General features: G+C 50.7%; 24 protein-coding genes and 1 pseudogene. 20 read left to right on the forward strand and 5 right to left on the reverse strand.

What is annotated here, in order from left to right; genetic code table 11:
* Positions 1-5 precede the first annotated feature (5 nt).
* The 14 genes from gcvH (at position 6) to BQ7394_RS22095 (ending at position 14,767) form a co-directional block, all read left to right on the forward strand.
* The gene (gene gcvH, locus BQ7394_RS22030; RefSeq protein WP_075559373.1) at positions 6-386 is read left to right on the forward strand and encodes a glycine cleavage system protein GcvH; all 381 of its coding nucleotides are present in this window, start codon (positions 6-8) and stop codon (positions 384-386) included.
* The gene (purE, locus tag BQ7394_RS22035; protein WP_075559374.1) at positions 387-893 is read left to right on the forward strand and encodes a 5-(carboxyamino)imidazole ribonucleotide mutase; all 507 of its coding nucleotides are present in this window, start codon (positions 387-389) and stop codon (positions 891-893) included. It begins immediately after the preceding gene.
* Between the two features lie 86 nt (positions 894-979).
* A complete protein-coding gene (locus BQ7394_RS22040) occupies positions 980-2,815 on the forward strand; it encodes a 4-hydroxy-3-methylbut-2-en-1-yl diphosphate synthase (protein WP_075559375.1) in 1,836 nt (611 codons plus the stop codon).
* A 46-nt stretch (positions 2,816-2,861) separates the two neighbouring features.
* Complete coding sequence (locus BQ7394_RS22045) at positions 2,862-3,155, forward strand: hypothetical protein (RefSeq protein ID WP_075559376.1); 294 nt, start codon at positions 2,862-2,864, stop codon at positions 3,153-3,155.
* Positions 3,146-3,466, forward strand: coding sequence for a type II toxin-antitoxin system RelE/ParE family toxin (locus BQ7394_RS22050; RefSeq protein ID WP_075559377.1), 321 nt, complete (start codon positions 3,146-3,148; stop codon positions 3,464-3,466). The genes BQ7394_RS22045 and BQ7394_RS22050 overlap by 10 nt, the downstream gene beginning before the upstream one ends.
* 3 nt (positions 3,467-3,469) lie before the next feature.
* Positions 3,470-3,904 (forward strand): dUTP diphosphatase, encoded by a 435-nt coding sequence (gene dut / locus BQ7394_RS22055; protein WP_075559378.1) that lies wholly within the window; start codon positions 3,470-3,472, stop codon positions 3,902-3,904.
* A gap of 30 nt (positions 3,905-3,934) precedes the next feature.
* The gene (locus BQ7394_RS22060; RefSeq protein WP_075559379.1) at positions 3,935-5,698 is read left to right on the forward strand and encodes a tetratricopeptide repeat protein; all 1,764 of its coding nucleotides are present in this window, start codon (positions 3,935-3,937) and stop codon (positions 5,696-5,698) included.
* Positions 5,691-6,536, forward strand: coding sequence for a lipoprotein insertase outer membrane protein LolB1 (locus BQ7394_RS22065; protein ID WP_075559380.1), 846 nt, complete (start codon positions 5,691-5,693; stop codon positions 6,534-6,536). The genes BQ7394_RS22060 and BQ7394_RS22065 overlap by 8 nt, the downstream gene beginning before the upstream one ends.
* Before the next feature lie 2 nt (positions 6,537-6,538).
* Positions 6,539-7,849, forward strand: a complete 1,311-nt coding sequence (locus tag BQ7394_RS22070) for a murein hydrolase activator EnvC family protein (protein ID WP_075559381.1) — start codon at positions 6,539-6,541, stop codon at positions 7,847-7,849.
* A gap of 48 nt (positions 7,850-7,897) precedes the next feature.
* On the forward strand, positions 7,898-8,428 hold the full coding sequence (locus BQ7394_RS22075) for a chromate transporter (RefSeq protein WP_075559382.1): 531 nt from the start codon (positions 7,898-7,900) through the stop codon (positions 8,426-8,428).
* 1 nt (position 8,429) lies between these two features.
* The gene (locus BQ7394_RS22080) at positions 8,430-8,981 is read left to right on the forward strand and encodes a chromate transporter (RefSeq protein ID WP_075559383.1); all 552 of its coding nucleotides are present in this window, start codon (positions 8,430-8,432) and stop codon (positions 8,979-8,981) included.
* Positions 8,982-9,294: 313 nt separating this feature from the next.
* Positions 9,295-10,392 (forward strand): efflux RND transporter periplasmic adaptor subunit, encoded by a 1,098-nt coding sequence (locus tag BQ7394_RS22085; protein WP_075559384.1) that lies wholly within the window; start codon positions 9,295-9,297, stop codon positions 10,390-10,392.
* An 8-nt stretch (positions 10,393-10,400) separates the two neighbouring features.
* Positions 10,401-13,430 carry an efflux RND transporter permease subunit gene (locus tag BQ7394_RS22090; RefSeq protein WP_075559385.1) on the forward strand — a complete coding sequence of 1,010 codons (3,030 nt, stop codon included), beginning with the start codon at positions 10,401-10,403 and terminating at the stop codon, positions 13,428-13,430.
* Positions 13,427-14,767 carry a TolC family protein gene (locus BQ7394_RS22095; RefSeq protein ID WP_075559386.1) on the forward strand — a complete coding sequence of 447 codons (1,341 nt, stop codon included), beginning with the start codon at positions 13,427-13,429 and terminating at the stop codon, positions 14,765-14,767. Before BQ7394_RS22090 ends, BQ7394_RS22095 begins: the two co-directional genes overlap by 4 nt.
* Positions 14,768-14,949: 182 nt before the next feature.
* Here BQ7394_RS22095 and BQ7394_RS22100 read toward each other — a convergent pair whose 3' ends face one another.
* Genes BQ7394_RS22100 through BQ7394_RS22110 form a run of 3 tightly spaced genes read right to left on the reverse strand, consistent with a single transcriptional unit; the run spans position 14,950 to position 17,938 of the window.
* Positions 14,950-15,411: a DUF4625 domain-containing protein gene (locus BQ7394_RS22100; RefSeq protein ID WP_075559387.1), complete on the reverse strand. Its 462-nt coding sequence runs from the start codon at positions 15,409-15,411 to the stop codon at positions 14,950-14,952.
* A complete protein-coding gene (locus tag BQ7394_RS22105) occupies positions 15,408-17,564 on the reverse strand; it encodes a TonB-dependent receptor (protein WP_075559388.1) in 2,157 nt (718 codons plus the stop codon). The genes BQ7394_RS22100 and BQ7394_RS22105 overlap by 4 nt, the downstream gene beginning before the upstream one ends.
* 44 nt (positions 17,565-17,608) lie before the next feature.
* Positions 17,609-17,938 carry a hypothetical protein gene (locus tag BQ7394_RS22110; protein ID WP_235848801.1) on the reverse strand — a complete coding sequence of 110 codons (330 nt, stop codon included), beginning with the start codon at positions 17,936-17,938 and terminating at the stop codon, positions 17,609-17,611.
* A gap of 371 nt (positions 17,939-18,309) precedes the next feature.
* Between BQ7394_RS22110 and BQ7394_RS22115 the strand changes: the two genes are divergently transcribed.
* The gene (locus BQ7394_RS22115; RefSeq protein WP_075559390.1) at positions 18,310-19,545 is read left to right on the forward strand and encodes a site-specific integrase; all 1,236 of its coding nucleotides are present in this window, start codon (positions 18,310-18,312) and stop codon (positions 19,543-19,545) included.
* A gap of 6 nt (positions 19,546-19,551) precedes the next feature.
* Positions 19,552-19,911, forward strand: a complete 360-nt coding sequence (locus tag BQ7394_RS22120; protein ID WP_075559391.1) for a RhuM protein — start codon at positions 19,552-19,554, stop codon at positions 19,909-19,911.
* Positions 19,912-20,011: 100 nt separating this feature from the next.
* Here the strand turns inward: BQ7394_RS22120 and BQ7394_RS22125 are convergent.
* Both BQ7394_RS22125 and BQ7394_RS22130 read right to left on the reverse strand, forming a co-directional pair.
* Positions 20,012-20,239 (reverse strand): annotated as a pseudogene (locus BQ7394_RS22125) (helix-turn-helix domain-containing protein); the annotation flags it as partial.
* A 205-nt stretch (positions 20,240-20,444) separates the two neighbouring features.
* On the reverse strand, positions 20,445-20,744 hold the full coding sequence (locus BQ7394_RS22130; RefSeq protein ID WP_075560173.1) for a helix-turn-helix domain-containing protein: 300 nt from the start codon (positions 20,742-20,744) through the stop codon (positions 20,445-20,447).
* Positions 20,745-20,945: 201 nt separating this feature from the next.
* On the opposite strand from BQ7394_RS22130, the gene BQ7394_RS22135 reads away from it, so the two are divergent.
* The 4 genes from BQ7394_RS22135 (at position 20,946) to BQ7394_RS22150 (ending at position 25,453) form a co-directional block, all read left to right on the forward strand.
* Positions 20,946-21,317: a helix-turn-helix domain-containing protein gene (locus BQ7394_RS22135; RefSeq protein ID WP_075559392.1), complete on the forward strand. Its 372-nt coding sequence runs from the start codon at positions 20,946-20,948 to the stop codon at positions 21,315-21,317.
* 3 nt (positions 21,318-21,320) lie between these two features.
* Positions 21,321-21,674, forward strand: a complete 354-nt coding sequence (locus tag BQ7394_RS22140; RefSeq protein ID WP_075559393.1) for a helix-turn-helix domain-containing protein — start codon at positions 21,321-21,323, stop codon at positions 21,672-21,674.
* A gap of 19 nt (positions 21,675-21,693) precedes the next feature.
* Positions 21,694-23,298 carry a DUF3945 domain-containing protein gene (locus tag BQ7394_RS22145; RefSeq protein ID WP_075559394.1) on the forward strand — a complete coding sequence of 535 codons (1,605 nt, stop codon included), beginning with the start codon at positions 21,694-21,696 and terminating at the stop codon, positions 23,296-23,298.
* Between the two features lie 64 nt (positions 23,299-23,362).
* Entirely contained in the window at positions 23,363-25,453 is a 2,091-nt protein-coding gene (locus BQ7394_RS22150; RefSeq protein ID WP_075559395.1) for a type IA DNA topoisomerase, read from the forward strand.
* Positions 25,454-25,457 lie beyond the last annotated feature (4 nt).

The raw sequence follows: 25,457 nt of genomic DNA on the forward strand, positions 1-25,457 counted from the left end.
AAATTATGAACTTTCCTGCTGATTTAAAGTACACAAAAGATCACGAATGGATTCGTGTAGACGGCGCAGTTGCCTATGTTGGTATCACTGACTATGCTCAGAGCGAATTGGGCGAAATCGTTTTTGTAGACATCACTACAGAAGGCGAAAAGCTTGACAAAGAAGAAGTTTTCGGTACAATCGAAGCCGTAAAGACTGTTTCCGACCTGTTCATGCCTGTTAGCGGAGAAGTAATCGAGGCTAACTCTGAACTTGAAGACAAGCCCGAATTGGTAAACGAAGATGTTTATGGAAACGGTTGGTTGATCAAGATCTCCCTGGCAGATCCTTCCGAGCTGGACGACCTATTGTCGGCTACCGAATACGAACAATTGATCGCAAAATAAATGACACCTGTAGTTAGTATTATCATGGGTAGTACTTCCGACCTGCCCGTAATGGAAAAAGCAGCCAAATTGCTGGACGAGATGGAAATCCCGTTCGAAATGCATGCTTTGTCTGCCCACCGTACTCCGGCTGAAGTAGAAGCCTTTGCCAAAGGCGCTAAAGACCGTGGTATCAAAGTTATTATCGCCGCTGCCGGAATGGCTGCGCACCTGTGTGGAGTGATCGCATCGATGACTACCCTGCCGGTAATCGGTGTCCCCATCAACTCGACACTCGACGGTATGGACGCCCTATTGGCTATCGTACAGATGCCTCCGGGTATTCCTGTTGCCACAGTAGGTATCAACGGCGCATTGAACGCAGGTATCCTGGCCGTTCAGATGCTGGCTGTAGGAGACGAACAACTTCAGGGCAAACTGACGAATTACAAAGAAAACCTGAAGAAAAAGATCGTAAAAGCAAACCAGGAGTTAGCTCAGGTTTCTTTTAAATATAAAACAAATTAATTAGTTGACAGTTGACAAGTGACAGTTGACAGATTTCACGCTGCCAGAACTGTCAACTGTCAACTGTCACTTGTCAACTGAAAAAGATGGATCATTTTAATTACAGTCGCCGCAAATCGTCTGTTGTCAATATAGGGAACACGCCGCTTGGAGGCGACAATCCGATACGTATCCAATCCATGGCAAATGTTTCGACCATGGACACCGAAGCCGCCATCCGCCAGGCCATCCGCATGATCGAAGCGGGAGCCGAATATGTGCGTTTCACAGCCCAGGGCGAACGCGAAGCCCGCAACCTGGGAGAAATTCGCAAAGAACTAACTGCCCAGGGATATACCACCCCGCTGGTTGCCGATATCCATTTCAACCCCAAAGCAGCCGATGCTGCCGCTGCAGAGGTAGAAAAAGTACGTATCAACCCGGGTAACTACGTTGACAAAGTAAAGACCTTCGATCTTCTGGAATATACCGACGAAGAATATGCCGCGGAGTTACAGAAGATACGCGACCGTTTTGTTCCCTTTCTCAATATCTGTAAAGAACACGGTACCGCCATCCGCATTGGCGTAAATCACGGTTCACTGTCCGACCGCATCATGAGCCGGTACGGTGACACCCCCGAAGGAATGGTAGCCTCCTGCATGGAGTTCTTGCGTATCTGCCGGGATGAAAACTTCCCTGACGTAGTCATATCGATCAAGGCTTCCAACACCGTCGTAATGGTCAAAACCGTACGCCTGCTCGTTCAGACGATGGATGCTGAAGATATGCATTACCCGCTTCACTTGGGAGTAACAGAGGCCGGCGACGGAGAAGACGGCCGTATCAAAAGTGCTGTCGGTATCGGAACCCTGCTGACAGACGGCATAGGCGACACGATCCGCGTCTCTCTCAGCGAAGACCCGGAAGCAGAAATGCCGGTGGCCCGCAAACTAGTCGACTATATCCTCGAACGCCGGGGACATAAACCTATTACAGCCAATATCGCTCCCGGTTACGACCCGATCACAGCCACCCGCCGTATCAGCCGCGTAACGGAAGGTATCGGAGGCAATTTTCCTCCTATCGTTATCTCCGACCGCAGTAATGGCGACTTTGAATTCGACCATTTGTCGATGCCGGACTATATTTATATCGGCAAGGAGGATCCTGAAAACCTTCCCGACAATTTCCGCATGCTGGTAGACGCCCATTTCTGGAAAGAACGTCCGAATGCATTCCCTTACTTCATAGCCTCTGAAATAGAAGAAATAAAGAACTTCAACTCTCCGCTGAAGTTTATACGGCTGACGTACAACGACCTGACAAGCCGTACATTGGAGATACTGAAACAAGATCCGACCATCGTAGTCGTACTAAGCACCCACCACCGGAACGGTGTCGGTTCCCAACGCGCAGCGATGCATAAACTGATGATAGCCGGCTGCGACGTCCCGGTCGTCCTTCACCGCGAATACCACGAAACGGACAAAGAGTCGCTGCAATTGAAATCGGCCGCCGATTTCGGTACCCTGCTGCTCGACGGTTTCGGCAACGGTATCATGCTGCAAAACGACGAGTGCGAAGCTACTATCACAGACAGTTGTATGTTCGGTATCCTTCAGGCCACCCGTTCACGTATCAGCAAAACAGAATATATCTCCTGCCCCAGCTGCGGACGTACGCTTTACGACCTGCAGACCACCATCGCCCGTATCAAGGAAGCAACCTCGCACCTGAAAGGCCTGAAGATCGGTATCATGGGATGTATCGTAAACGGTCCCGGCGAAATGGCCGATGCCGACTACGGTTACGTTGGCGCAGGACGCGGACAGATCAGCCTTTACAAAGGCAAAGAATGCGTATTGAAGAACGTCGCCGAAGAAGATGCAGTAGAACGTTTAGTTCAGTTAATAAAAGAGAACGGAGACTGGAGTAATTAGTTAATTCCTTACCTTTGTGAGGATCAAGTATTAAAACTTATTAAGTATGGCTGTGAATGAATTGAAATATGTATACATAGAGGAAACCATGAGTGCCTTAGGAAATGAGGAGCTTATGGAAGCTATTCTTGATGCCGTAAGAAAAGTAAAAGTAAAGTTTCAAGCAAGGCAAGAGGTTTCTAATGACTTGCTTGGGGATATACCAGCATTACCACATTCGATCACTCAATTGAAAGAAAGTTTAGAGAGAGCTGAAGAGGATCGTATCGCCGGACGTTTCACCTTAAGCGAAAACGTCTTTCAAGAGCTAAGAAATGAATATCCGTTTTTATGCAAGTAATTTGGCTTGATGAAGCTAAGGCATTGTTTAAGGAAGCGATATCGTTTGGTATGCTTGCTTTTGGGGAAAAGGCAGTGATCCGCTTTGTGGACGAAGTACAAAAGACTGATGAGCGGCTGTCTGTTTTTCCTCTTTTAGGTAAGATTGAACCCTCTTTGAAAGGGCTCGGACAAGAGTATCGTAGTTTAGTTATTCACAGAAATTATAAGGTTATTTATTATATCGATGATGATATAGTTTTTATCGCTTCGTTTTGGAGTACCCGGTGTGATCCGGAAAGTCTCCGTTCGGAAATAAAGAAAACAAGATAATATATGGAAGTAAAGATAATTAACAAGTCACATCACCCGCTACCCGGTTACGCGACCGAATTATCGGCAGGTATGGATATTCGTGCAAATCTGACAGAACCCGTCGTACTGAAACCGCTAGAACGTAAACTGATCCCGACAGGGCTCTACATCGCCCTCCCGGAAGGATATGAAGCGCAAATGCGTCCCCGTAGCGGCCTGGCACTGAAACATGGCATCACCCTGTTAAACACACCGGGAACGATCGATGCGGATTACCGGGGCGAAATTGGCGTTATCCTGGTCAACCTCTCTTCCGAGCCGTTCACTGTAAACGACGGAGAACGTATCTGCCAGATGGTGATCGCCACCTACAACCAGGTAAGTTGGAAGCAGGTAGAAGTGCTGGACGAAACCGAACGCGGTGCCGGCGGCTTCGGACATACCGGCAAGCAGTAACATGCAAACAAATATAGAAACATCAGATATATGTTGAAGCAATTAATATACGGGATACTCTTTTCATTCTTTCTACTTATGGGCATTCAACCGTTGCATGCAGGAGAAGAAAAGAAAGACACCCCCTCAAAGCCGAACGAACTAAGCGCAGCCGAACAGAGGAAATTCGACTATTTCTTTTTTGAAGGGTTGAACCTGAAGACTGCCGGAAAATTCGACGCCGCCTTCGATGCGTTTAACCATTGCCTCGCAATCGACTCTACCGCATCCCCGGTGTTGTACGAACTTTCCTCTTTCTACATACAGTTGAACCGCCCCGAAAAGGCTGTCGACATGCTGAAACGCGCCGTAGCGAACAGTGCCGACAATTTCACCTACCGTATGGCACTGGCCACTATCTCCCGCAACCTCGGTATGTACGGAGAAGCCGCCGAAGAATACGAGAAGCTGCTCAAAGCCTATCCGGGCAAACCGGAGCTCAACTATTACCTGGCAGAAGCCCTTACACAGGAAGGTGAAATCGGAGAGGCCATCGATGCCTACAACGCCCTCGAGTCGTCGATAGGAATGAATGAAGCCCTTTCCATGCAAAAGTATAAACTCTACAACCAACTGGAGCAATCGGATGCTGCCTTCAAGGAGATAGAGAAACTGGCTGCCAAATACCCGATGGAAGCCCGTTACCAGATCATACTGGGTGACCTTCACCTGGAAAAGAACGATACGATAAAGGCCCGCTCTTACTATGACAAAGCGCACCAGATCGATCCGGGTAACCCTTACTACATCGTTTCTATGGCAAACTACTACGAAGCAACCGGTAACAAAGAGGCTGCCGAAGAACAGATACGTACCGCCCTGATAAACGAGAAACTAGATGTAGATACCAAAGTCGGCATCCTCTCTCGCTATATCCTGAAACTGCAACAAACACAGAAAGATACCGACAGCTCCAACGCTCTCTTCCAGACCTTGCTGGAACAGCACCCGGAAGACACCGAGCTGAAACAGATGTACGGTAGCCTCCTGTTGTCGCAGGGAAAGACCGACGAAGCACGCTTCCAGTTCCAGCTCATTACCGAAATGGAACCCGAAAACGCCGGAGCCTGGCAACAGCTTCTCAACATGTCGTTGAAAGCGGAAGATATACCGGAAGTGATTCGCATCTGTACCAAATGCCAGGAACTGTTCCCGGACGCTCCCGAATATTACTTCTATCTGGGTATCGCTTATTACCAGCAGGAGAAATACCAGGAAGCCCTGAACACCTACTATGCCGGTATCGGCATCATCCCAGCGGAGAACCCGCGCCTAAAATCGGACTTTTACGGTCAGATCGGCGACATCTACTACCAGATGAAGCAGATGGACCAGACCTACAAAGCATACGACGAGGCATTGAAGTACAACGAAAACAACATCGTCGTCCTCAACAATTACGCCTACTTCCTTTCTCTCGACAAGAAAGACCTGAAAAAGGCGGAACGCATGAGTGCACAATGCATCAAGCTCGAACCGGACAATGCCACTTATCTCGACACCTACGCCTGGATATTCTTCGTGCAGGGCAACTATACCCTTGCCAAGATCTATATCGAAAGCGCCCTGGAAAAAGATAAGACAAAAAGCGCCGAACTGGTAGACCATTATGGCGACATCCTTTATATGACAGGAGATAAGGACAAAGCCGTCGAACAGTGGAAAAAAGCCCGCGAACTGGGTAAAGAAAGCGAAATACTCGACCGCAAGATAATCGAAGGCAAATATATCGAAGAGGAGGTCAAGAATGAATAAAACACGAGAACGAATAACCCTGGGTATCATCTTATGTTGCATCGTATTCCTTTCAGGCTGTAAATCTTCAAAGAAGATCGGTACAGTCGTATCGGGAGGTGCCAAGGCGCATAACGAATTCTTCGAACTGATGGAAGAACATGCTTTTCAGTTCAATACCCTGACGGCCCGACTGAATGCGGAACTTAAAATGTCGAAGAACAACATGAGCTCACGTGTCGACCTGAAGATGGTGCGTGACAGTGCCTTCCAGTTATCCGTACAGCCTTTCCTGGGGATAGAGGTATTCCGCGCCGAATTCACCGTGGACAGCATCAAGGTAATCGACCGGATGAACAAACGCTATGTAGCCGAACGTTATGCCGACCTGAAAGGACAAACCCCGATCGAGTTTAATTTCTATAACCTGCAGGCGTTGTTTACCAACCGTATATTCCTACCCGGCCATCAGGAGATCGAGCCGAAACAGTTCAAGCGGTTCAAGCTAAACCAGGACGGGGACAAAGCCGAGATCAAGGTAAAAGACGCTATCGGATTGCTCTACACTTTCTTTGCCGACGGCGAAGAGAAGCTGCTTTCCACCTACATAACAGATCCGTCCGAACAATACGCCCTGCAATGGGACTATGCCGATTTCCGCGTGACGGACGGACAACCGTTCCCGCAATTGATGGATGTAAATGTACTGTCAAACGGCTCGTCACAAGGAGGGATTGCTTTCCGTTTCTCCCGTATACAGACAAATGTGCCTGTTAATCTCGATTTTGCTATTCCTGCTAAATATAATCGTATTACCTTTGCACAAATCATAAAGTCAATCAGTAACAGTCAAAAATAGAGATGAAGTATATTTGGATTGTCATATTCACGTTATCCGCCCTGACCGCCTTCGGTCAGAAGTCAGCCCGGGTGAGACAGCTTGAAGAGCAGCGTAAGAAAGCGCTGGCTGAAATCGAAATGACAAACCAATTACTGAAAGAGACTACCCGGACAGCCCAAAACTCCCTCAACCGCCTGAACCTGCTCTCACAGCAGATTCTTTCCCGTAAGAAAGTAATCAGCCTGTTGAACCAGGAAGTCGGCGAGATTGACAACCAGATCGCTGCTGCCCGCCGTGAGATCAACAAGCTGGAAAAGGAATTGGGCGAGAAACGTACCAACTACGGAAAATCAGCACAAAGCCTGTATAAACGCCGCAGTTCGCAAGACAAACTACTGTTTATCCTCTCTGCCGACAATTTCGCCCAGTCCATGCGCCGCATGCGTTACCTGCGCGAATATTCCGACTGGCAAAAAAACCAGGCAACGGAGATCATCGACAAACAAACCGAGATCAACCTGAAACAACGGGAACTGGAGAAGACCCGTGCCGAAAAGAATGCTCTGTTGGGAACCCGTGAACAAGAAAGCCAGAAGCTTCAAACCGAAGAAAGCAACCAAAAAGTAGAGGTACAGGAACTTAACAAGAAACAAAAACAACTGAAAGACGAACTCCGGAAGAAGCAGCAACAGGCCAACGCCCTGAACCGTCAGATCGAAAAGCAGATCGCCGAAGAAATAGCCCGTGCCGAAGCCGAAGCAAAAGCTGCCCGCGAACGTGAACGCCGTGCCCGTGAAAAGGCCAATGCCAAAGCAAAAGCCGAAGGAAAAGAGCCGGTACAAGAGCCGATACGCGAAGAACGTGTAGCCGATACTAAAGGAGGTTACGCTATGACCAAGGCAGAAAAGAAACTGTCCGACGATTTCGCCAGCAACCGCGGACGCCTGCCGTTCCCCATATCAGGACGTTATACTATTGTCGGAACCTTTGGCGAACAACAGCATTCGGAACTGAAATACGTCCGTACCAACAACAGCGGTATCGATATTCAGACTACACCGGGAACCGATGCCCGTGCGATATTCAACGGCGAAGTAACCCGTGTATTCGTAGTTCCCGGCTATAACAATTCAGTGATCGTCCGCCACGGCAACTACCTGACCGTTTACAGTAACCTTAGCCAGGTATACGTAAAAGCCGGCGACAAAGTCAGCACCCGTCAGGCCATCGGTAAGATATTCACCGATACGGAAGCCGGAAACGCTACCATCCTTCATTTCCAGCTTTGGAAAGAGAAAACGAAACTCAATCCTACACCCTGGCTCGACTAAAAAATATTCCCTATCTTTGTCGCTTACTTTTAAAGGGATAATTAAATTATGTATTGGACGCTCTTTCTTACATTCCTCAAAATAGGTGTGGGTACAATAGGCGGCGGATATGCTATGTTACCGCTGATCCAGCGGGAAGTCGTAGACCGAGGCTGGTTATCTAAAGAAGATTTCATCGACCTCTTTTCCGTTGCACAGTCGTTACCGGGTATTTTTGCAGTGAATATATCCATCTTTGTCGGCTACAAGCTAAAGAAAAGCATGGGAAGCGTCATCTGTGCCCTCGGTACGATCCTGCCGTCATTCCTTATCATCCTGGTGATCGCTTCATTCTTTTCGCAGGTGCAGGACAACGAATGGATTGAAAAGATATTCAAGGGATTACGTCCGGCAGTTGTTGCCCTCATCGCGGTTCCTTGTATCACTACGGCACGATCCATCAAACTCAACTACCTGACAATGATTATCCCTATTGCAGCAGCTCTGCTTATCTGGATGGGAGGCGTCTCACCGGTATGGATCATCCTTGTAGCTATTGCGGGAGGGTTAGTGTATGGTTTAAAGATAAAGAAGAATTGATATGATTTGGTTGCAGTTACTTTACGTTTATCTGAAGATCGGTATCTTCGGTTTTGGTGGCGGATATGCCATGCTTTCACTGATACAGGCGGATGTGGTAGACCGTTACAAATGGATTTCTTTACAGGAATTCACGGACATTGTAGCTATCTCCCAGATGACACCGGGCCCGATCGGTATCAATAGTGCCACTTATATCGGTTACACGGCCATTCATAACGCAGGATACTCACCTGCGATGGCAGTTTTGGGCTCATGCCTGACTACGTTCGCCGTCTGTCTGCCTTCGTTCATCCTGGTATTGGTCATTTCCTATTTCTTTGCTAAATTCAAGAACAACAAATACGTCGTAGCCGCTTTCACAGGCCTGCGCCCCGCAACAGTCGGACTGATAGCCGCGGCTGCATTAATGTTGATGAACAAAGAAAACTTCATCGACTACAAAAGTTTCCTGATCTTCGGCGCCGCCTTTATCCTCACCTGGAAGTTCAAAGTCCATCCGATTCTGATGATCGTATTGGCTGGGATTGCAGGGCTGATATTATATTGGTAATCAGGAGAAATCCAATTACATAGCTGTATTCTTTAGCTTATCAGAGATATCGAGAAATGTAGTTCAGTTATTGTCAGTTTTGAGCCTATTTGTCTCATTGTCTTTTATGGGGCAAAGCCCCATGCCGCAGGCTCATAAAAAAGGCTCAAATATTGCTCCTACTTGAAGCTCACCTTTTTCTATAACTACTATTATATTCATTTTATTTTTCCTGCCGATTAAACCTTTTTATCGCCTCTTTGTCTATATTCCGATTGAGTTGTGTATATTTACATGCCTATTGATAAGTTTTAAAGTAGATACCATTGAAAATATGACGAAGAGAGTGAAGTGGGGCGTTACCGCCGCAATCCTTCTATTGATTGTAGGAATGATTGTTTATCCACAGATTAAGACCCAGTTGACTGCATCCGGCAAAGCGGACGAAGTGGCTCCCGCCCCGGGAACGAGCTTACGGAAGCAGGTATTGAACATTAACGCCGAAGTGCTGAAATTCCAATCACTGACCGACAAAGTTATTAGCACGGGCAGTATCATCCCCGACGAAGAAGTAGACTTATCCTTCGAGTCGTCAGGAAAAGTAGTGAACATCTATTTCACCGAAGGTACGCATGTGAAAGCAGGCGACCTGTTGGCAAAAATCAACGACAAGCCTTTACAGGCCCAGCTTAGAAAACTGGAAGCCCAGATCCCCCTGGCAAAAGACCGGGTGTACCGCCAACGCACACTTCTTGAAAAAGATGCCGTCAGCCAAGAGGCTTACGAGCAGGTGACTACCGAATATGAGAAACTGATGGCCGATATCGACCTGGTGAAAGCCAATATCCTGCAAACAGAGCTACGCGCTCCGTTCGACGGGATCATCGGGCTGCGCTCGGTCAGCGAAGGGGCCTATGTCTCTCCCACTACCGTCATTACCAAATTGACGAAGATATCGCCGCTGAAAATCGAATTCTCCATTCCGGAAAACTATGCGACCGACGTAACCGACGGCACTTCCATCGTCTTCCGCCTGGAAGACTCCAACGGTATGATGCGCGATTACAGCGCGAAAGTATATGCCGTGGAAAGCAAGGTGGATATGTCGACCCGTACCCTGAAAGTGCGTGCCACCTACCCCAACACCAACGAGTCGATCTTCCCCGGACGTTATACCTCGGTGGAGATCACCAAACGCGAAATAAAAGACGCATTGGCTATCCCGAGCGAAGCGCTGATCCCCGAAATGGGAAAGAATGTGGTCTACCTGTATAAGAACGGAGTAGCCGAACCGGCGGAAGTCACGATCGGACTGCGTACGGAAAGCCGTGTGCAGGTACTTCAAGGCATACAGCCCGGCGATACATTGATCACCACCGGTGTGATGCAGCTGCGTACCGGTATGCAAGTTACTATTGATAATCTGTATTAAATTCCCCTATGGCAAATATATCGGAAACCAGTATAAACAGGCCGGTACTTTCGACAGTAATGATGCTCGTCATCCTGCTGTTCGGTATGATCGGCTACAAGTTCCTGGGGGTTCGCGAGTTCCCCAGTGTAGACCAGCCTATTATCTCGGTAAACGTATCCTATCCGGGAGCGAATGCCGAGGTTATCATGAACCAGATCACGGAGCCGTTGGAACAGAACATCAACGGTATCCCGGGTATCCGTTCACTGAGCAGCGTCAGCAGCCAGGGTAGCAGCCGTATCACCGTCGAGTTCGAGTTGTCGGTGGATATGGAAACGGCGGCTAACGACGTGCGCGACAAGGTATCGCGTGCCCAACGCTATCTGCCGCGCGACTGCGACCCTCCTACCGTATCGAAGGCCGATGCCGACGCATCGCCTATCATGCAGATCGGTATCCAGAGCAGCAGGCGTTCGCTGATGGAATTGAGCGAGATCGCCGAGCTGACGGTAAAAGAGCGTTTGCAGACGATCTCGAATGTGAGCGGGGTGGATATCTGGGGACAGAAACGTTACTCCATGCGCCTGTGGCTCGACCCGATCAAGATGGCGGGTTATGGCGTCACTCCGTTGGACGTGAAGAATGCGGTGGATGCGGAAAACGTAGAGTTGCCCTCCGGCAGTATCGAAGGAAATACGATCGACCTCTCCATCCGTACGCTGGGACTGATGCATACGGCTAAAGAATTCGACGACCTGATCATCAAGGAGGATGCTAACAATATCGTTCGTTTCAAAGATGTGGGACGGGCGGAACTGGCCCCGGAAGACCTCCGCAGTATCCTGCGCAAAAACGGCGAGCCGATGGTGATCGACGTAATCATCCCCCAGCCGGGAGCCAACCATATCGAAATTGCCGACGAGGCTTACAGACGTATCGAGCAGCTGAAGAAAGATCTTCCGGAAGATGTGACGATCGAAATGATATACGACAATACCCGTTTCATCCGCGCCTCCATCGCCGAGGTGGAAGAGACGATCTATGTGGCATTCGCACTGGTGGTATTGATCATCTTCCTGTTCCTGCGCGACTGGCGTGTGACGCTGGTACCGTGTGTGGTAATCCCGGTATCCCTGGTCGGGGCCTTCTTTGTAATGTATATATCCGGCTTCTCCATCAACGTATTGACCATGTTGGCCGTCGTGCTCTCCGTAGGGTTGGTGGTAGACGATGCGATTGTAGTCGCGGAGAATATCTATGTCCGTATCGAAAAGGGGATGAACCCGAAAGAGGCGGGGATAGAAGGGTCGAAGGAAATATTCTTTGCGGTAGTATCCACCACGATCACCCTGATCTCCGTATTCCTCCCGATCGTGTTTATGGAAGGGATGACAGGACGTCTGTTCAAGGAGTTCAGTATCGTAATTGCAGGTTCCGTGGCGATTTCTTCATTTGTCGCCCTGACTTTTACGCCTATGCTCGCAACTAAGCTACTACGCAGGCGGGAAAAGAAGAACTGGCTGTATGTGAAGACCGAACCTTTCTTCGAAGGGTTGAATAATATTTATGCCCGGTCGCTCAATTATTTCCTGAGCCATAAATGGTGGGCGATCCCCATCGTGGCGATCCTGTTCGGTTCGATCGGATATTTCTGGAAAACGATCCGGTCGGAATTGTCACCCCTGGAAGACCGTTCGTCCATCTCGATCAATATGCGTGCGCAGGAAGGGGCTACCTTCGAGTTTATCCGCGATTATTCCGACCGGATAGCTGAACTGGCCGACTCTATCGCACCCGAGCGTAAGTTCCTGACCAACCGCTCGACGAGCAGTAACGCAAACATCAGCGTGATCCTGCCGGACATCAAAGAACGCGAGCGCTCGCAGATGGAAATAGCCGAGCAGCTTTCGGCGGCGGTGAGGAAAGAGACACAGGCCCGTGCATTCGTACAGCAGCAATCCACTTTCGGAGGACGCCGTGGGGGTATGCCCGTACAGTATGTATTACAGGCGCCCAGCCTGGAGAAACTGGCAGAACACCTGCCGGCTTTCATGCTGAAGGTAAACGAAAGTCCCGTATTCCAGATGGCGGACGTGAACCTGAAGTTCACCAAGCCGGAGACGCGTATCGAGATCGACCGCGACAAGGCTTCTTCACTGGGAGTAAGTACCCGTAATATTGCTCAGACATTGCAGTATGCGTTGAGCGGACAGCGTATGGGTTATTTCTATATGAACGGTAAACAGTATCAGATATTGGGAGAGATCAACCGTCAGCAACGTAACACGCCGCTCGACCTGAAATCCATCTATGTACGTAGCGACAACGGGGATATGATCCAGCTGGATAACCTCGTCGCCCTGCATGAAGATGTGGCGCCGCCGCAGTTGTACCGCTACAACCGCTTTGTGTCGGCAACGGTTTCCAGTGGTCTGAACAAAGGATATACAATAGGCGACGGTCTGGACGAAATGGATCGTATCGCGTCTGAGACGTTGGACAACAGCTTCCGTACGGCTCTTTCGGGCGAGTCGAAAGAGTTCCGCGAGAGTTCATCCAGCTTGATGTTCGCCATGATCCTGGCATTGTTGATGATCTACCTGGTGCTTGCCGCCCAATTCGAGAGCTTCAAAGACCCGCTGGTGGTGATGTTCACCGTGCCGCTGGCTATCGCCGGAGCGTTGATGTTTATGAGTTATTCGGGCATTACGATGAATATATTCAGTCAGATCGGTATCATTATGTTGATCGGTCTGGTGGCGAAGAACGGTATCCTGATCGTGGAGTTTGCCAACCAGCGTCAGGAGGCGGGGTTGAGTATGGCGGAAGCGATCCGCTCGGCATCGACACAGCGTCTGCGTCCGATCCTGATGACCAGCGTGTCTACCATCCTCGGATTGGTACCGCTGGTATATGCAACAGGCGAAGGAGCACAGGGACGTGTCGCGATGGGTATTGCCGTAGTAGGCGGTATGTTGGTTTCGACATTCCTTACTTTGTTTATCGTTCCGGCAATGTATAGTTTTATCTCAACAGACAGAGCAAAAAAGATATGAAAAGATTGGCAATAATCATACTGGCTGCATCTGCTGCCCTGGGTGTAAAGGCGCAGGAAGTATACAGCCTCAGACAATGTATCGAAACGGGACTGGAGCGTAACTATTCCATCCGCATCATACGAAACGAACAACAGATTAGCGACAACAACGCTACGCCGGGCAATGCCGGTTACCTGCCCACCGTGGATATGAGCGGCGGGTTCAGCGGTTCGATCAACAACAACCGTAACAAGCTGACCGACGGCACCACCGAAAAGCAAAACGGCGTCAACAGCGAAACCAGCAACATAGGCCTGAACGTGAACTGGACCGTATTCGACGGCTTCGGCATACAGGCCGAGTATTCGCGCCTGAAAGAGTTACAGCGGATGGGCGAACTGAACACCCGCATGACGATAGAGGATTTCGTGGCAGACCTTTCCAGCGAGTATTATAACCGTATCCGCCAGAATATCCGTCTGCGTAACCTACGTTCTTCCCTCGATCTTTCCCGCGAACGTGTCCGTATCGCGGAAGAGCGATATCATATCGGCTCCGGCTCACGCATGGACTTGCAACAGGCACAGGTCGACTTCAACTCCGACAGTTCGAAGGTTTTGAACCAGTTGGAGGTAGTCAACACCTCGCGTATCCGGCTCAATGAGCTGATGGCACTCGAAAATGTAGAGGAGAACATCGCTATCAAAGACTCGGTGATCTATCCGAATATCTTCCTGGATGAAGTGGAACTGTGGAAAAGCACGATAGAGTCGAACGCCTCGCTCCTGATCGCACAGAAAAACAAAACGCTTTCGGAACTGGATTACAAAAAGGTTAAAAGCCGCAACTACCCCTACGTAAAACTGAATGCGGGCTATGGCTACACCGCCAACTGGTATGAGGTGGGGAGCACCGACCTGCAACAACGCCTGGGCCTCAACTACGGCATAACCGTCGGGCTGAGTCTGTTCGACGGATTGAACCGCCGCCGCGAACGCCGCAATGCCCGTATCGAGATCGAGAATAAGGAATTACGCATGCAGGAACTGGAACTGGCCTTACGTGCGGACATGAGTAACCTCTGGATGGCTTACCAGAATAACCTCGACCTATGGAGCCTGGAAAAGGAAAACCTGGTCGTTGCACAAGAGAACTACCGTATCGCCATCGACCGCTACAAATTGGGTGAGCTTTCCGGTATCGAACTGCGCGAAGCACAAAACAGCTTACTGGAAGCCGAAGAACGCCAGTCCATCGCAGAATACTCCACCAAACTCTGCGAAGTCTCCCTGCTCCAACTGAGCGGCCAGATCCTGACGTATGTGGCTCCGGAACCGGAGAAAGCAAGTTTTTAACTACTTTTGGCTTGATCCAAAAGTAGACAAAAATCAAGGCCTCAGCTGGCGAGCGTTAAGCGCAGCAGCCGGAGTGAGCGTCCGGAGCATCCGCTGTAGGGGTCGTTCGCGAACGACCCTTACCTATCGACAGCGAACGTAGGATGCGGAGTAGCGAACCAGGTGCAGCCTTGAACTTTTGATTACTTTTCTTTCAAGAGAAAAGTAATTTTAATATTGCGCGCTACATACGCCTCGTTTCCGGCAGCATCCGTACAATATACCATCAGGTGATAATTACCTTCTGTTGCATTGGCCGGAATCTCTATTTCATGGTGATGGATATGCGTATTCTTCTGGCCTGACACATCCCATGACCGGTTAAATGCAAAAGCGACCGTCTCGCCTGTCACCGCCTTCGTATGGTCGTGCCCGTCGAAGTTATTGTGTATCTCGACCTTATAAGAGCCAAGCATCACATTATCCGACAGATCCATTTCAAAATGGATGGAAGAGCCCGGCTTCAACATCGCCCCCTCTTCCGGTTCGATCAGGTTGATGACCGGCTTCGTCGTGTCGCCGTCCTTTTCATCATCCGAACAAGATACAAACAAGGCAGATACTGCCAGGATACTAACTATCGATAGATAAAATGCTGTTTTCATTTGAGTAATTTTTTAAATGGAATCTTTATTAATAACTGGAAGTTACGTCCCGGCTCCGGGATCTCTACCTTACGATAAAAACTGAGGTGATTGTAATATTTCGTATTCAGTAAATTCCGGGCAGACAGAGTAACCTCTATATCCGTCCCGCCCATAGGAATACGGAAGCCGGCACCCAGATGCAATAACTGTGCTCCCGGCGTAGGATCTTCATTCCGGGCTACCCGGTTCTGATCGGCTATATACTGGTGTTCCACATAAAAACGCATCCGTTTCTTCTCCCACGAAAGCGTGTTCCGCAGGGAACCGGGGGGAGAGAAACTAAGCGGTATATGTTCGTCGCAGTTGTAGGTGTAGACATACTCGCCTCCCAATTCATAACTGAGATGCAACGGCAGATCGACCTTTGCTGAAAGTTCCCCACCGGCAAAAAGAGCCTCGGCTCCCGTATAGCGGTAAATCTGCCCGGCATGTGGAAGAACAGACCATTCGCCGGTCGGTTTCAAATAGATATAGTTGCTGAACCAACTGACAAACGGAGAAAAGGTAACCGAAAAGAACTTTCCAAAGAAGGAATAAGCCATATCCAACTGCCAGCCCCGTTCGGAGTCCAGGTTCGGGTCGCCCTGCTCATGCCGGAAAGTACCGTGATGCACCCCGTTGGAGGCCAGTTCGTTCGCACCCGGCAAACGAAAGCTATGTCCTACATTGACTTTCACCAGATGCTCCCTGGCCGGCGACCAGACAACACCCAACGAAGCGGAGTAATCGCCGAAGCTCCTGTCTACCGCATGACTGCGTACCTCATTCGCATCGATGACTGCCTGGTCGTAACCTTGCTCCTGGAGATAAGTAGCCAGATAAGCATCCGTAAAAGGGCTGATATCCGTTTTACCTATATCATAACGCAGTCCGCCGCTGACAGACAATACCTCCGTCGGCTTATAAGTAGTCAGCCAGGAGAAGCCTGTTGTAAAACGAGTATATTCCGGCAGCAGGAAAGAGTACCCCGAAATGGTATTCCGCTGGTACTGCAAGTCCCAGCCGGCACTGTGATCCCAAACCGGAGAGCCGGTAAGCCGCACTTTCACACCCGAACTGAACGTATTCAAGGTAAAAGCCAACTCTTTGTCCGGATCTATGTCGGGCACAGGCTGTGTGCCGTAATGGGTATGGAACAGGCTCCATTCCTCGCGGTGATTGTTCTGGTATCCCAGATCCCACTGAAGCAATAGCTTCTCCCAGGCATACTCCTGATGGGTAGTCACCTTCAGATGATTGACAAAACTGTAAGGCAATTCGATGTTCCGCGAACTACCGTCGTCCTCCACCCGCGACGGGTCGGGAATGCCGTGAGCACCCGGAAAGAAACCCACCTTCTGATAAGCGTTGCTGACCGCATAATTCCCCATATAACCGTTCTTCCGATATTGGGTAAATAAGCTCGCATCTCGCTCGAAGCCGGCCGTATTCTTCAACCGGCGGTTATATACAGGGATCTTCTGAGTCAGGTAACTGATCGTATCCGTCGGGATACGGTAATCGCTGAAATGCTGCTCCGAATAACGCAGCTTCGTGAACCAACGATCCTTCTTCACACCCAACATCAGGGAGCCGCCGAACAGTCCGTTGACCGACTTCCCCAATAAATCCACCTCACCGAACACCTGGTCGTCAAACGGAGGCGCGGCCTGGGTAATCTCGACTACTCCGCCCATCGCATCACTCCCGTACAGGAGCGAAGCCGGCCCTTTCCTTATGTTAACCTGTTCTACATTGAAAGCATCTATTTCAAGCCCGTGGTCGGCTCCCCACTGCTGGCCTTCCTGCTTGATGCCGTTCTCCGTCACCGATACCCTGTTGAAGCCCATACCACGAATCACCGGCTTCGAAAAACCGGAACCGATATCCATCGAATGAACCCCGGGAAGCTGTTCCAGGGTCTGCATCAAATTGCCGGAAAAATGCTCTTTTAGAAATTCTTTCCCAACCACATCCAAATGGAGTGTCGTATTCCTGTTCCGCAGATACTGGTAGTTTTCAGTAACCACAATCTCGGAAAGCGACACACTTCGGAGCGAGTCGGGATCTTGGGCATGAAGGGTACCTATACAGCATACCACCAGCATACCCGGAATTATTCCGATACGCATAAATACAATCTGTTTAATTTAGAAAATAATGAATTAGATATGTATCAGGCTACCGGCGGAGCACGGAGATTAGGTGAATAAGAAAGCAGAAAAACCTTCTTACCCGGGAAAGTAATACGCTCGACAGGACTGAGCGCAAGTATAAAATGTAAATCAAGTGAATGCGATTCGAGGAATGGCGAAAGGAAAAAATTACAGATCAGACAGTGGTCGGGGTTTTGAGAATGTCCTTCCCCTTCATCGGCATGCGAAGTAGTGCAGCAAGTCACCTCTTTCAGTTCATGCCTATGCGCGATCTTCACGACGAAGAACGGAAGCATGACCAAAAGCAATAACCACGCCAGGAATACCTGTTTTCTTCTTTCTGCCTTCACTAATGGGTCTGTTGGAGTGATAAATAATCCTTATTGATAAGACAAAGGTAGCAATAATCGGTGAGATATGGAAAAGTAGAGCAAAGTTATTGAGAAATAGGCTTTTTGAGAAAGTTACTTCTGTAACCGGATGACGAGAAAAGTCAAGTATGAACCAAGTTAGGACTTCGCTACGTTACCGATTCGTTACCCTGCATAATTGGTGGTATCGGAGCTTAGGAAGAATAGCGAAATACGCTATTATATAGTGAGTTACTGACAACTCACGTAATAATTTTGGTAACGGATGATAGTTGCACCGTTCCTCTGCGATTTGCGTATCGACGAAGGACTCTTCACCAAGTAATTTTGAAACCAAAAAGTTCAGAACGATGAAGAGTACATTTTCAGTCATCTTCTACCTCAAACGGCAGGTAGTGAAGAAAGACGGGACAGTTCCCGTCATGGGTCGAATCACGGTGGACGGAAGCCAGACACAGTTCAGTTGCAAGCTGACCGTCGATCCGAAGTTGTGGGACACCAAAGGCGGGCGCGTCACGGGCAGAAGCACGGCGGCACTCGAAACGAACCGCCTGCTCGACAAGATGCGCGTGCGCATCAACAAGCACTATCAGGAAATCATGGAGCGTGACAACTACGTCACGGCGGAAAAGGTCAAGAACGCCTTTCTCGGACTTGAACACCGCTACCATACCTTGATGCAGGTGTTCAGCAGGCATAACGAGGACTACGAGAAGCAGGTGGAGGCAGGCATGAAAGCCAAAGGCACGCTTGCCAAGTACAAGACCGTGTACAAGCACCTGCAGGAGTTCCTCACCATCCGCTACCATGTGAAGGACATTGCCTTGAAGGAGCTTACCCCGGCATTTATCTCCGACTTCGAGATGTTCCTCCGCACGGACAAGCATTGCTGCACCAATACCGTGTGGTTGTACGTATGCCCGCTGCGGACGATGGTGTTCATCGCCATCAACAACGAGTGGCTCATGCGCGACCCGTTCCGGGAGTACGAAATCAAGAAGGAGGAAACGACACGCAGTTTCCTGACGAAAGATGAAATCCGCCTGCTGATGGACGGGAAACTGAAGAACGCCAAGCAGGAGCTTTACCGCGACCTCTACCTGTTCTGCGCCTTCACGGGCTTGTCCTTCGCCGACATGCGCAATCTCACGGAGGAGAATATCCGCACCTACTTCGACGATCACGAGTGGATCAACATCAGCCGTCAGAAGACGGGTGTCGTTTCCAACATCCGCCTGCTTGACATCGCCAAGCGGATTATCGACAAGTACCGGGGATTGTGCGAGGACGGCAGGATATTCCCCGTCCCCCACTATATGACCTGCCTGCATGGAATCCGGGCCGTCGCCAAGCGTTGCGGCATCACCAAGCATATCACGTGGCACCAAAGCCGCCACACGGCAGCCACGACGGTTTTTCTGTCCAACGGCGTGCCCATTGAGACGGTGAGTTCCATGTTAGGGCACAAGAGCATAAAGACCACCCAGATTTATGCGAAGATAACCAAGGAGAAGCTCAACCAAGACATGGAGAGCCTTGCCGCCAAGTTGAACACCATTGAGGAATTTACCGGATGTAACATCTAAAACAGTATGAAACGAGGAATAATTATCATAGAGGACAAGAAGGTCAACGTAACCGGTAACGAGGTATGGATGACCGCCACCGAAATCGCCGGACTGTTCCGTGCAGGCGTCCCGGCAGTGAACGCCGCCATCAAAGCCGTCCGCAAGTCGGACGTGCTGAACGACTACGAGGTGTGCCGCTACATGCGGCTTGAAAACGGTCTGCACGCCGATGTTTATGCGCTTGAAATCATCATCCCCATCGCTTTCCGGCTGAACACCTACTGCACGCACGTGTTCCGCAGGTGGCTGGTGGAGAAGGCCCTTGCCAAAGAAAAGCAGCAGGCGTACGTGATGCTTGTCCACAAGGCAAACGGGTATTGCTGAACCCACATGGACATTGACGGTGCCGGCAACGCAAAGAGGAAACGGACAGCTCCCCGACCGGGGTTGTCCGTTTCCTCCTTGTGCATACCGCCGCCTTATCTCATCCTTCCAGCGGTTTCCTATAATTTGCTTCCAACACTTCGCGCAGTCCCGATTCCGGATAAAGCACCTTTCCCGCCAGCAGGATAAAAGGCAATATCCTGTTGTTGCGGTATTCCTGCAAGGTGCGGCGGCTCACGCGGAGCAGTTCCGCCACATCCTTGTCCGTCAGGTATCGCTCCCCGTCCAATGGCGGACGGTAACTTTCCAAAAAATCGGAAAGCCATCCGGCTTCTTTCCGCATCTTTTGCAGCAATGCGGNCTTGTCCGTCAGGTATCGCTCCCCGTCCAATGGCGGACGGTAACTTTCCAAAAAATCGGAAAGCCATCCGGATTCTTTCCGCATCTTTTGCAGCAATGCGGCTACTGGTTCACAATCCATCGTGATAACATTGTTGTCTTCGTTCATAATCATATCTGTTTTAAGTTAGTGGTTATCTGTCAGTGGGGCAAATTGTACCGACAAGCGGTATAAGCCTTTTTACATCTTCCGGCTTGTAGTAAAAACGGAAGCCGATTTGCGAATAACCGATAAAGCCCCTGTCCCGCAGTTTCTGCAACGTGCGCAGGCTGATTCTCAACTGCCCGCAGACCTCTTCGCCCGTGAGCCATTTCCCAAGCCGCTTTCCATCGCCTTTGCGCTGTAAGGCGGCTACCTTCTCCACGAAGGCATCCACTTGTGCCATCATTTCCCCGAAGGTCTTTTTCTCGATAGATACTATTTCCATATACAAAACGATTTTTGAATTTGTCGCAAAGGTAACGGTACGGGCTGAAACACCCATCGGTTTTGTCTGACTGGCAGCTTGTTGCGTCATTTGACCGGGTTACGGAGCCGTTTTCATAAAAATCTTACGTGAGTCACGTAGTGAGTTGTTAAAGCCGCCTTTGGCTATTGCCGAACTTTGCCGCAGAAACGATAAAAAACAGTAGTAATGAAAGTGATAACGATTGAAAGTTCCGCATACCAGGCTATGATGGAACAGATAGCGGAGATAGCCGGATATGTCCGCAAAGAACAGGAAGAAAAGAGGCGGCAGGAAGCGGCAAATAAAGAGTGTCTGCTCAATACAGCCCAAGCCGCCGAACTGCTGAACGTGAGTACCCGTACCCTGCAACGGATGAGGGACGACCACCGCATAGAATATGTGATAGTACGCGGCACTTGCCGCTACCGCCTCTCCGAAGTGCAAAGATTGCTGGAAACAAATACCGTCAGGAACAAGGAAGAAACAATAGACGCCCTGTTTCATAATTATTCCCTGCGGACGGGTGGCAAGAAAACCGACAAAGGAAGGAGGAAATGAGATATGGAACTGCTTACCCGTAACAACTTCGAGGGCTGGATGCAGAAAATCCTTGACCGCCTTGACCGTCAGGACGAGCTGCTGCTGGCGATAAAGGCGCAGGGGCAACAACCGCCGTCCCTCTCCGAAGGCATCCGCCTTTTCGACAATCAGGACCTGTGCATGCTGCTCCAGATCAGCAAGCGCACCCTGCAACGCTACCGCAGCGAGGGCGCACTCTCCTACAAGACCTTGGGCAAAAAGACCTATTACAGCGAAACGGACGTGCTGGACTTCCTTTCCAGACATGTGAAGGACTTCCGACAGAACGACATCGAGTTCTACAAGGCACGCATCCGCAATATGTTCAATAAATAACCAATTAAAATTTAATCAGATGGCAAAGAAAAAAGACGAAAAGGACGTGCTGGTTGTCCGCGACGAAAAGACGGGCGAGATCAGCGTGGTAGCCGGACTGAACGCGGACGGCACGCCCAAGCGCATTCCCGCCAAGGCGGAGAACGCGCAGAGTTTCCTGCAATTTGACCGGCACGGCGACGTGCTGGACAACTTCTTCAAGAACTTCTTCCGCCAGTGCAAGGAACCGAGCCGCTTCGGTTTCTACCGGGTGGCGGCAGACCAAGCCGACAAACTGCTGGAAGTGATGAAGGAACTGCTGAAAAATCCTGAAGCCAACAAGGAACTGCTCGCACCCCACAAGGTGGACACTTCCGGTTACGAGCAGAAAGTGCAGGAAGAACAGCAACAACAAAAAGAAGAAGAACAACAACCCAATCAGGAAAATCAAGAAAATCAGGAAGAACCTAAAAATCAAGAAGAAATGGAACAGAAACAAGAACAGAATCAGGAAGCCCCAAGGCAGACGCAGGGCAGACAGGGCTACCAGCCCATCGACGAGAGCAAAATCAACTGGCAGGAACTGGAAGAGCGCTGGGGCGTGAAGCGTGACGACCTTGAAAAATCCGGCGACCTCCAAAAGATGCTCAACTACGGCAAGTCCGACCTGGTAAAGGTCACGCCCAATTTCGGCGGCGAGGCATTCGAGCTGGATGCCCGCCTCTCCTTCAAGAAGGACGGGGAAGGCAATGTCAGCCTTGTGCCGCACTTCATCCGCAAGGAGCAGAAACTGGACGAGTACAAGGAACACAAATTCTCCGACGAGGACCGCAAGAACCTCCGCGAGACGGGCAATCTCGGCAGGGTCGTGGACCTCGTGGACAGGGAAACGGGCGAGATCATCCCCTCGTTCATCAGTATTGACCGCAAGACGAACGAGATTACGGATGTCCCGGCAAACAAAGTGCGCATACCGGAACGCATCGGCAATACGGAAATCACCAAGCAAGAACAGGACATGCTCCGTGCCGGGCTGCCCGTGCGTGACAAGCTCATCGAGCGCAAGGACGGCAGGAAGTTCGTCACCACCCTGCAAGTGAACGTGGAACAGCGCGGCGTGGAGTTCGTGCCGGGCACAGGCAGGTCGCCCCGTACAGCACAGACGCAGGAAGCCAAGGACAATCCCACGCAAGCACAAGCGCAGGCGCAAGGTACGGAAAATGCCGCCGGCACGAACAAGGAGCAGCGGCGCAACACATGGACAAACGCCGACGGCAGCATCCGCCCCATCAGCAAATGGAGCGGCGTGGAGTTCACCGACCGGCAGAAAGCCGACTATGTGGCGGGCAAGGCGATCCGATTGGAGAACGTGACCGACAAGCAGGGCTTCCACGCCACGATGTACATCAAGTTCAACCCGGAAAAGGGACGCCCGTACCGTTACGACACCAATCCCGACAATGCGCAGCAGGTCGCCCCAAGCAACGAGAGCCGCACGCAGGTGGCGGTGAACAACGAGGGAAAGACCAACGAGGCGACCCGGAACCTGAAAGAACCGTTGCAGATGGGACAGACCGCCCCGAAGGACGAGAACCAGCAACGGCAGCAGGAAAATCAACATAGAAGGACGGGCATGAAGATGTAATATCCCCAAGCCCGCCACTAAATCCAAACAATCCAAAGTATCAATTCATCAAAAACAATTCAGCATGAAGACAATCATTGCAGAGAAGCCCGGTGTGGCACGTGAGATTGCCCGCATCGTGGGCGCGACAAAGAGAGAGGAAGGTTATTTCGAGGGAGGCGGCTACGCCGTGACATGGGCATTCGGGCACCTCGTCCAGCTTGCCATGCCCGACGGCTACGGCAATCACGGCTTTGTCCGTGACAACCTGCCGGTCATCCCCGAAACCTTCAAGCTCGTCCCCCGTCAGACCAAGACGGAAAAGGGATACAAGCCCGACAGCGGCGTAACGGCGCAGATAAAGATTATCGCCACCCTGTTCAACAGGAGCGAACAGATTATCGTGGCGACCGATGCCGGGCGCGAGGGAGAGCTTATCTTCCGCTACCTCTACCATTACACCGGTTGTTCCACCCCGTTCGTGCGCCTCTGGATAAGCTCGCTTACCGACAAGGCTATCCGCGAGGGGTTGAAGAACCTCGAAGCGGGCAGCAAGTACGACAACCTCTACCTTGCCGCCAAAGCACGGAGCGAATCCGACTGGCTCGTGGGCATCAACGGCACGCAGGCACTCACCATCGCCGCCGGACACGGCACATACTCCGTCGGGCGGGTGCAGACGCCCACGTTGGGAATGGTGTGCGCACGCTACTGGGAAAACCGCCGTTTCACGCCCGAAGACTTCTGGCAGCTCCATATCGCCGTGGACGGCACTAATGAAGGAACGGTGAAATTCTCCTCTTCCGAAAGATGGAAAGAGAAAGAGCCTGCAACGGCATTATATAATAAGGTAAAGGAGGCAGGCACAGCCACCGTCACGAAAGCCGAACGCAGGGAGAAGGCGGAGGACACCCCGCTACTGTTCGACCTGACCACGCTCCAGAAGGAAGCCAACGCCAAGCATGGCTTCACGGCGGAACAGACGCTTGAAATCGCGCAGAAGCTCTACGAGAAGAAGCTCGTCACCTATCCGAGAACGGGAAGCCGTTACATCCCCGAAGATGTGTTCGCCGAAATACCCAAACTGCTTGCCTTCATCGGTAACCTGCCCGAATGGAAGGACAAGGTGCAGCCGAGAACCGTACCGACACGCCGCAGCGTGGACGGCGGCAAAGTGACCGACCACCACGCCCTGCTTGTCACGGGCGAGAAGCCACTGTTCCTCTCTAAAGAGGACAACACCGTCTATCAGATGATAGCCGGACGCATGATAGAGGCTTTCTCAGAGAAATGTATCAAGGACACCACTACCGTCACAGCGGAGTGTGCCGGAGTGGAGTTCATGGTAAAAGGCAGTGTAATCAGGCAAGCCGGATGGCGTGCCGTCTATGGCGAGGAAGAGAAAGAGGATATTATCCTCCCCGGCTGGCAGGAAGGCGACATGCTGATGCTGAAAGGCTGCTCCATCACGGAGGGAAAGACCAAACCCAAGCCGTTGCATACCGAAGCCACCTTGCTCTCGGCTATGGAAACGGCGGGTAAGGAGATTGAGGACGACGCACTCCGTCAGGCATTGAAGGACTGTGGCATCGGCACGCCCGCCACCCGTGCGGCGATTATCGAAACGCTATTCAAGCGCGGCTATATGGAGCGCTGCAAGAAATCGCTTGTGCCTACCGAGAAAGGACTCGCACTTTATTCGGTTGTGAAAACAATGCGTATCGCCGATGTCGCCATGACAGGCGAATGGGAAAAGGAGCTGGCACGCATCGAGCGCGGGGAGCTTCCTGCCGACACCTTCCGCAAGGAAATAGAGGCGTACACGAAGGAGATTACCTCGGAACTGCTCTCGTGCGACAAGCTGTTCGCCCGCAAGGATTCCGATTGCGTGTGCCCCAAATGCGGCACGGGAAGAATGCAGTTCTACGGCAAGGTGGTACGCTGCGACAATGAGGAGTGCGGACTGCCCGTGTTCCGGCTGAAAGCGAACCGCACCCTTTCCGACGACGAAATCAAAGACCTGCTCACCGACGGGCACACGAAGCTGCTTAAAGGCTTCAAGAGCAAGCAGGGCAATAGTTTTGACGCCATAGTCGCTTTTGACGGGGAGTATAACACGACTTTCGTGTTCCCCGAAAGGAAAACGACCAAGAAATTTTCAGGACGGAAGAAATAATATT

Origin of the sequence: Parabacteroides timonensis (genome assembly GCF_900128505.1) — a bacterium.
Classification (GTDB): domain Bacteria; phylum Bacteroidota; class Bacteroidia; order Bacteroidales; family Tannerellaceae; genus Parabacteroides; species Parabacteroides timonensis.

What these genes read in the sequence shown, in the direction of transcription:
- gcvH (WP_075559373.1), top strand. Translation starts at nt 6, where the DNA reads ATGAACTTTCCTGCTGATTTAAAGTACACAAAAGATCACGAATGGATT.
- purE (WP_075559374.1), top strand. Translation starts at nt 387, where the DNA reads ATGACACCTGTAGTTAGTATTATCATGGGTAGTACTTCCGACCTGCCC.
- BQ7394_RS22040 (WP_075559375.1), top strand. Translation starts at nt 980, where the DNA reads ATGGATCATTTTAATTACAGTCGCCGCAAATCGTCTGTTGTCAATATA.
- BQ7394_RS22045 (WP_075559376.1), top strand. Translation starts at nt 2,862, where the DNA reads ATGGCTGTGAATGAATTGAAATATGTATACATAGAGGAAACCATGAGT.
- BQ7394_RS22050 (WP_075559377.1), top strand. Translation starts at nt 3,146, where the DNA reads ATGCAAGTAATTTGGCTTGATGAAGCTAAGGCATTGTTTAAGGAAGCG.
- dut (WP_075559378.1), top strand. Translation starts at nt 3,470, where the DNA reads ATGGAAGTAAAGATAATTAACAAGTCACATCACCCGCTACCCGGTTAC.
- BQ7394_RS22060 (WP_075559379.1), top strand. Translation starts at nt 3,935, where the DNA reads ATGTTGAAGCAATTAATATACGGGATACTCTTTTCATTCTTTCTACTT.
- BQ7394_RS22065 (WP_075559380.1), top strand. Translation starts at nt 5,691, where the DNA reads ATGAATAAAACACGAGAACGAATAACCCTGGGTATCATCTTATGTTGC.
- BQ7394_RS22070 (WP_075559381.1), top strand. Translation starts at nt 6,539, where the DNA reads ATGAAGTATATTTGGATTGTCATATTCACGTTATCCGCCCTGACCGCC.
- BQ7394_RS22075 (WP_075559382.1), top strand. Translation starts at nt 7,898, where the DNA reads ATGTATTGGACGCTCTTTCTTACATTCCTCAAAATAGGTGTGGGTACA.
- BQ7394_RS22080 (WP_075559383.1), top strand. Translation starts at nt 8,430, where the DNA reads ATGATTTGGTTGCAGTTACTTTACGTTTATCTGAAGATCGGTATCTTC.
- BQ7394_RS22085 (WP_075559384.1), top strand. Translation starts at nt 9,295, where the DNA reads ATGACGAAGAGAGTGAAGTGGGGCGTTACCGCCGCAATCCTTCTATTG.
- BQ7394_RS22090 (WP_075559385.1), top strand. Translation starts at nt 10,401, where the DNA reads ATGGCAAATATATCGGAAACCAGTATAAACAGGCCGGTACTTTCGACA.
- BQ7394_RS22095 (WP_075559386.1), top strand. Translation starts at nt 13,427, where the DNA reads ATGAAAAGATTGGCAATAATCATACTGGCTGCATCTGCTGCCCTGGGT.
- BQ7394_RS22100 (WP_075559387.1), bottom strand. Translation starts at nt 15,411, where the DNA reads ATGAAAACAGCATTTTATCTATCGATAGTTAGTATCCTGGCAGTATCT.
- BQ7394_RS22105 (WP_075559388.1), bottom strand. Translation starts at nt 17,564, where the DNA reads ATGCGTATCGGAATAATTCCGGGTATGCTGGTGGTATGCTGTATAGGT.
- BQ7394_RS22115 (WP_075559390.1), top strand. Translation starts at nt 18,310, where the DNA reads ATGAAGAGTACATTTTCAGTCATCTTCTACCTCAAACGGCAGGTAGTG.
- BQ7394_RS22120 (WP_075559391.1), top strand. Translation starts at nt 19,552, where the DNA reads ATGAAACGAGGAATAATTATCATAGAGGACAAGAAGGTCAACGTAACC.
- BQ7394_RS22135 (WP_075559392.1), top strand. Translation starts at nt 20,946, where the DNA reads ATGAAAGTGATAACGATTGAAAGTTCCGCATACCAGGCTATGATGGAA.
- BQ7394_RS22140 (WP_075559393.1), top strand. Translation starts at nt 21,321, where the DNA reads ATGGAACTGCTTACCCGTAACAACTTCGAGGGCTGGATGCAGAAAATC.
- BQ7394_RS22145 (WP_075559394.1), top strand. Translation starts at nt 21,694, where the DNA reads ATGGCAAAGAAAAAAGACGAAAAGGACGTGCTGGTTGTCCGCGACGAA.
- BQ7394_RS22150 (WP_075559395.1), top strand. Translation starts at nt 23,363, where the DNA reads ATGAAGACAATCATTGCAGAGAAGCCCGGTGTGGCACGTGAGATTGCC.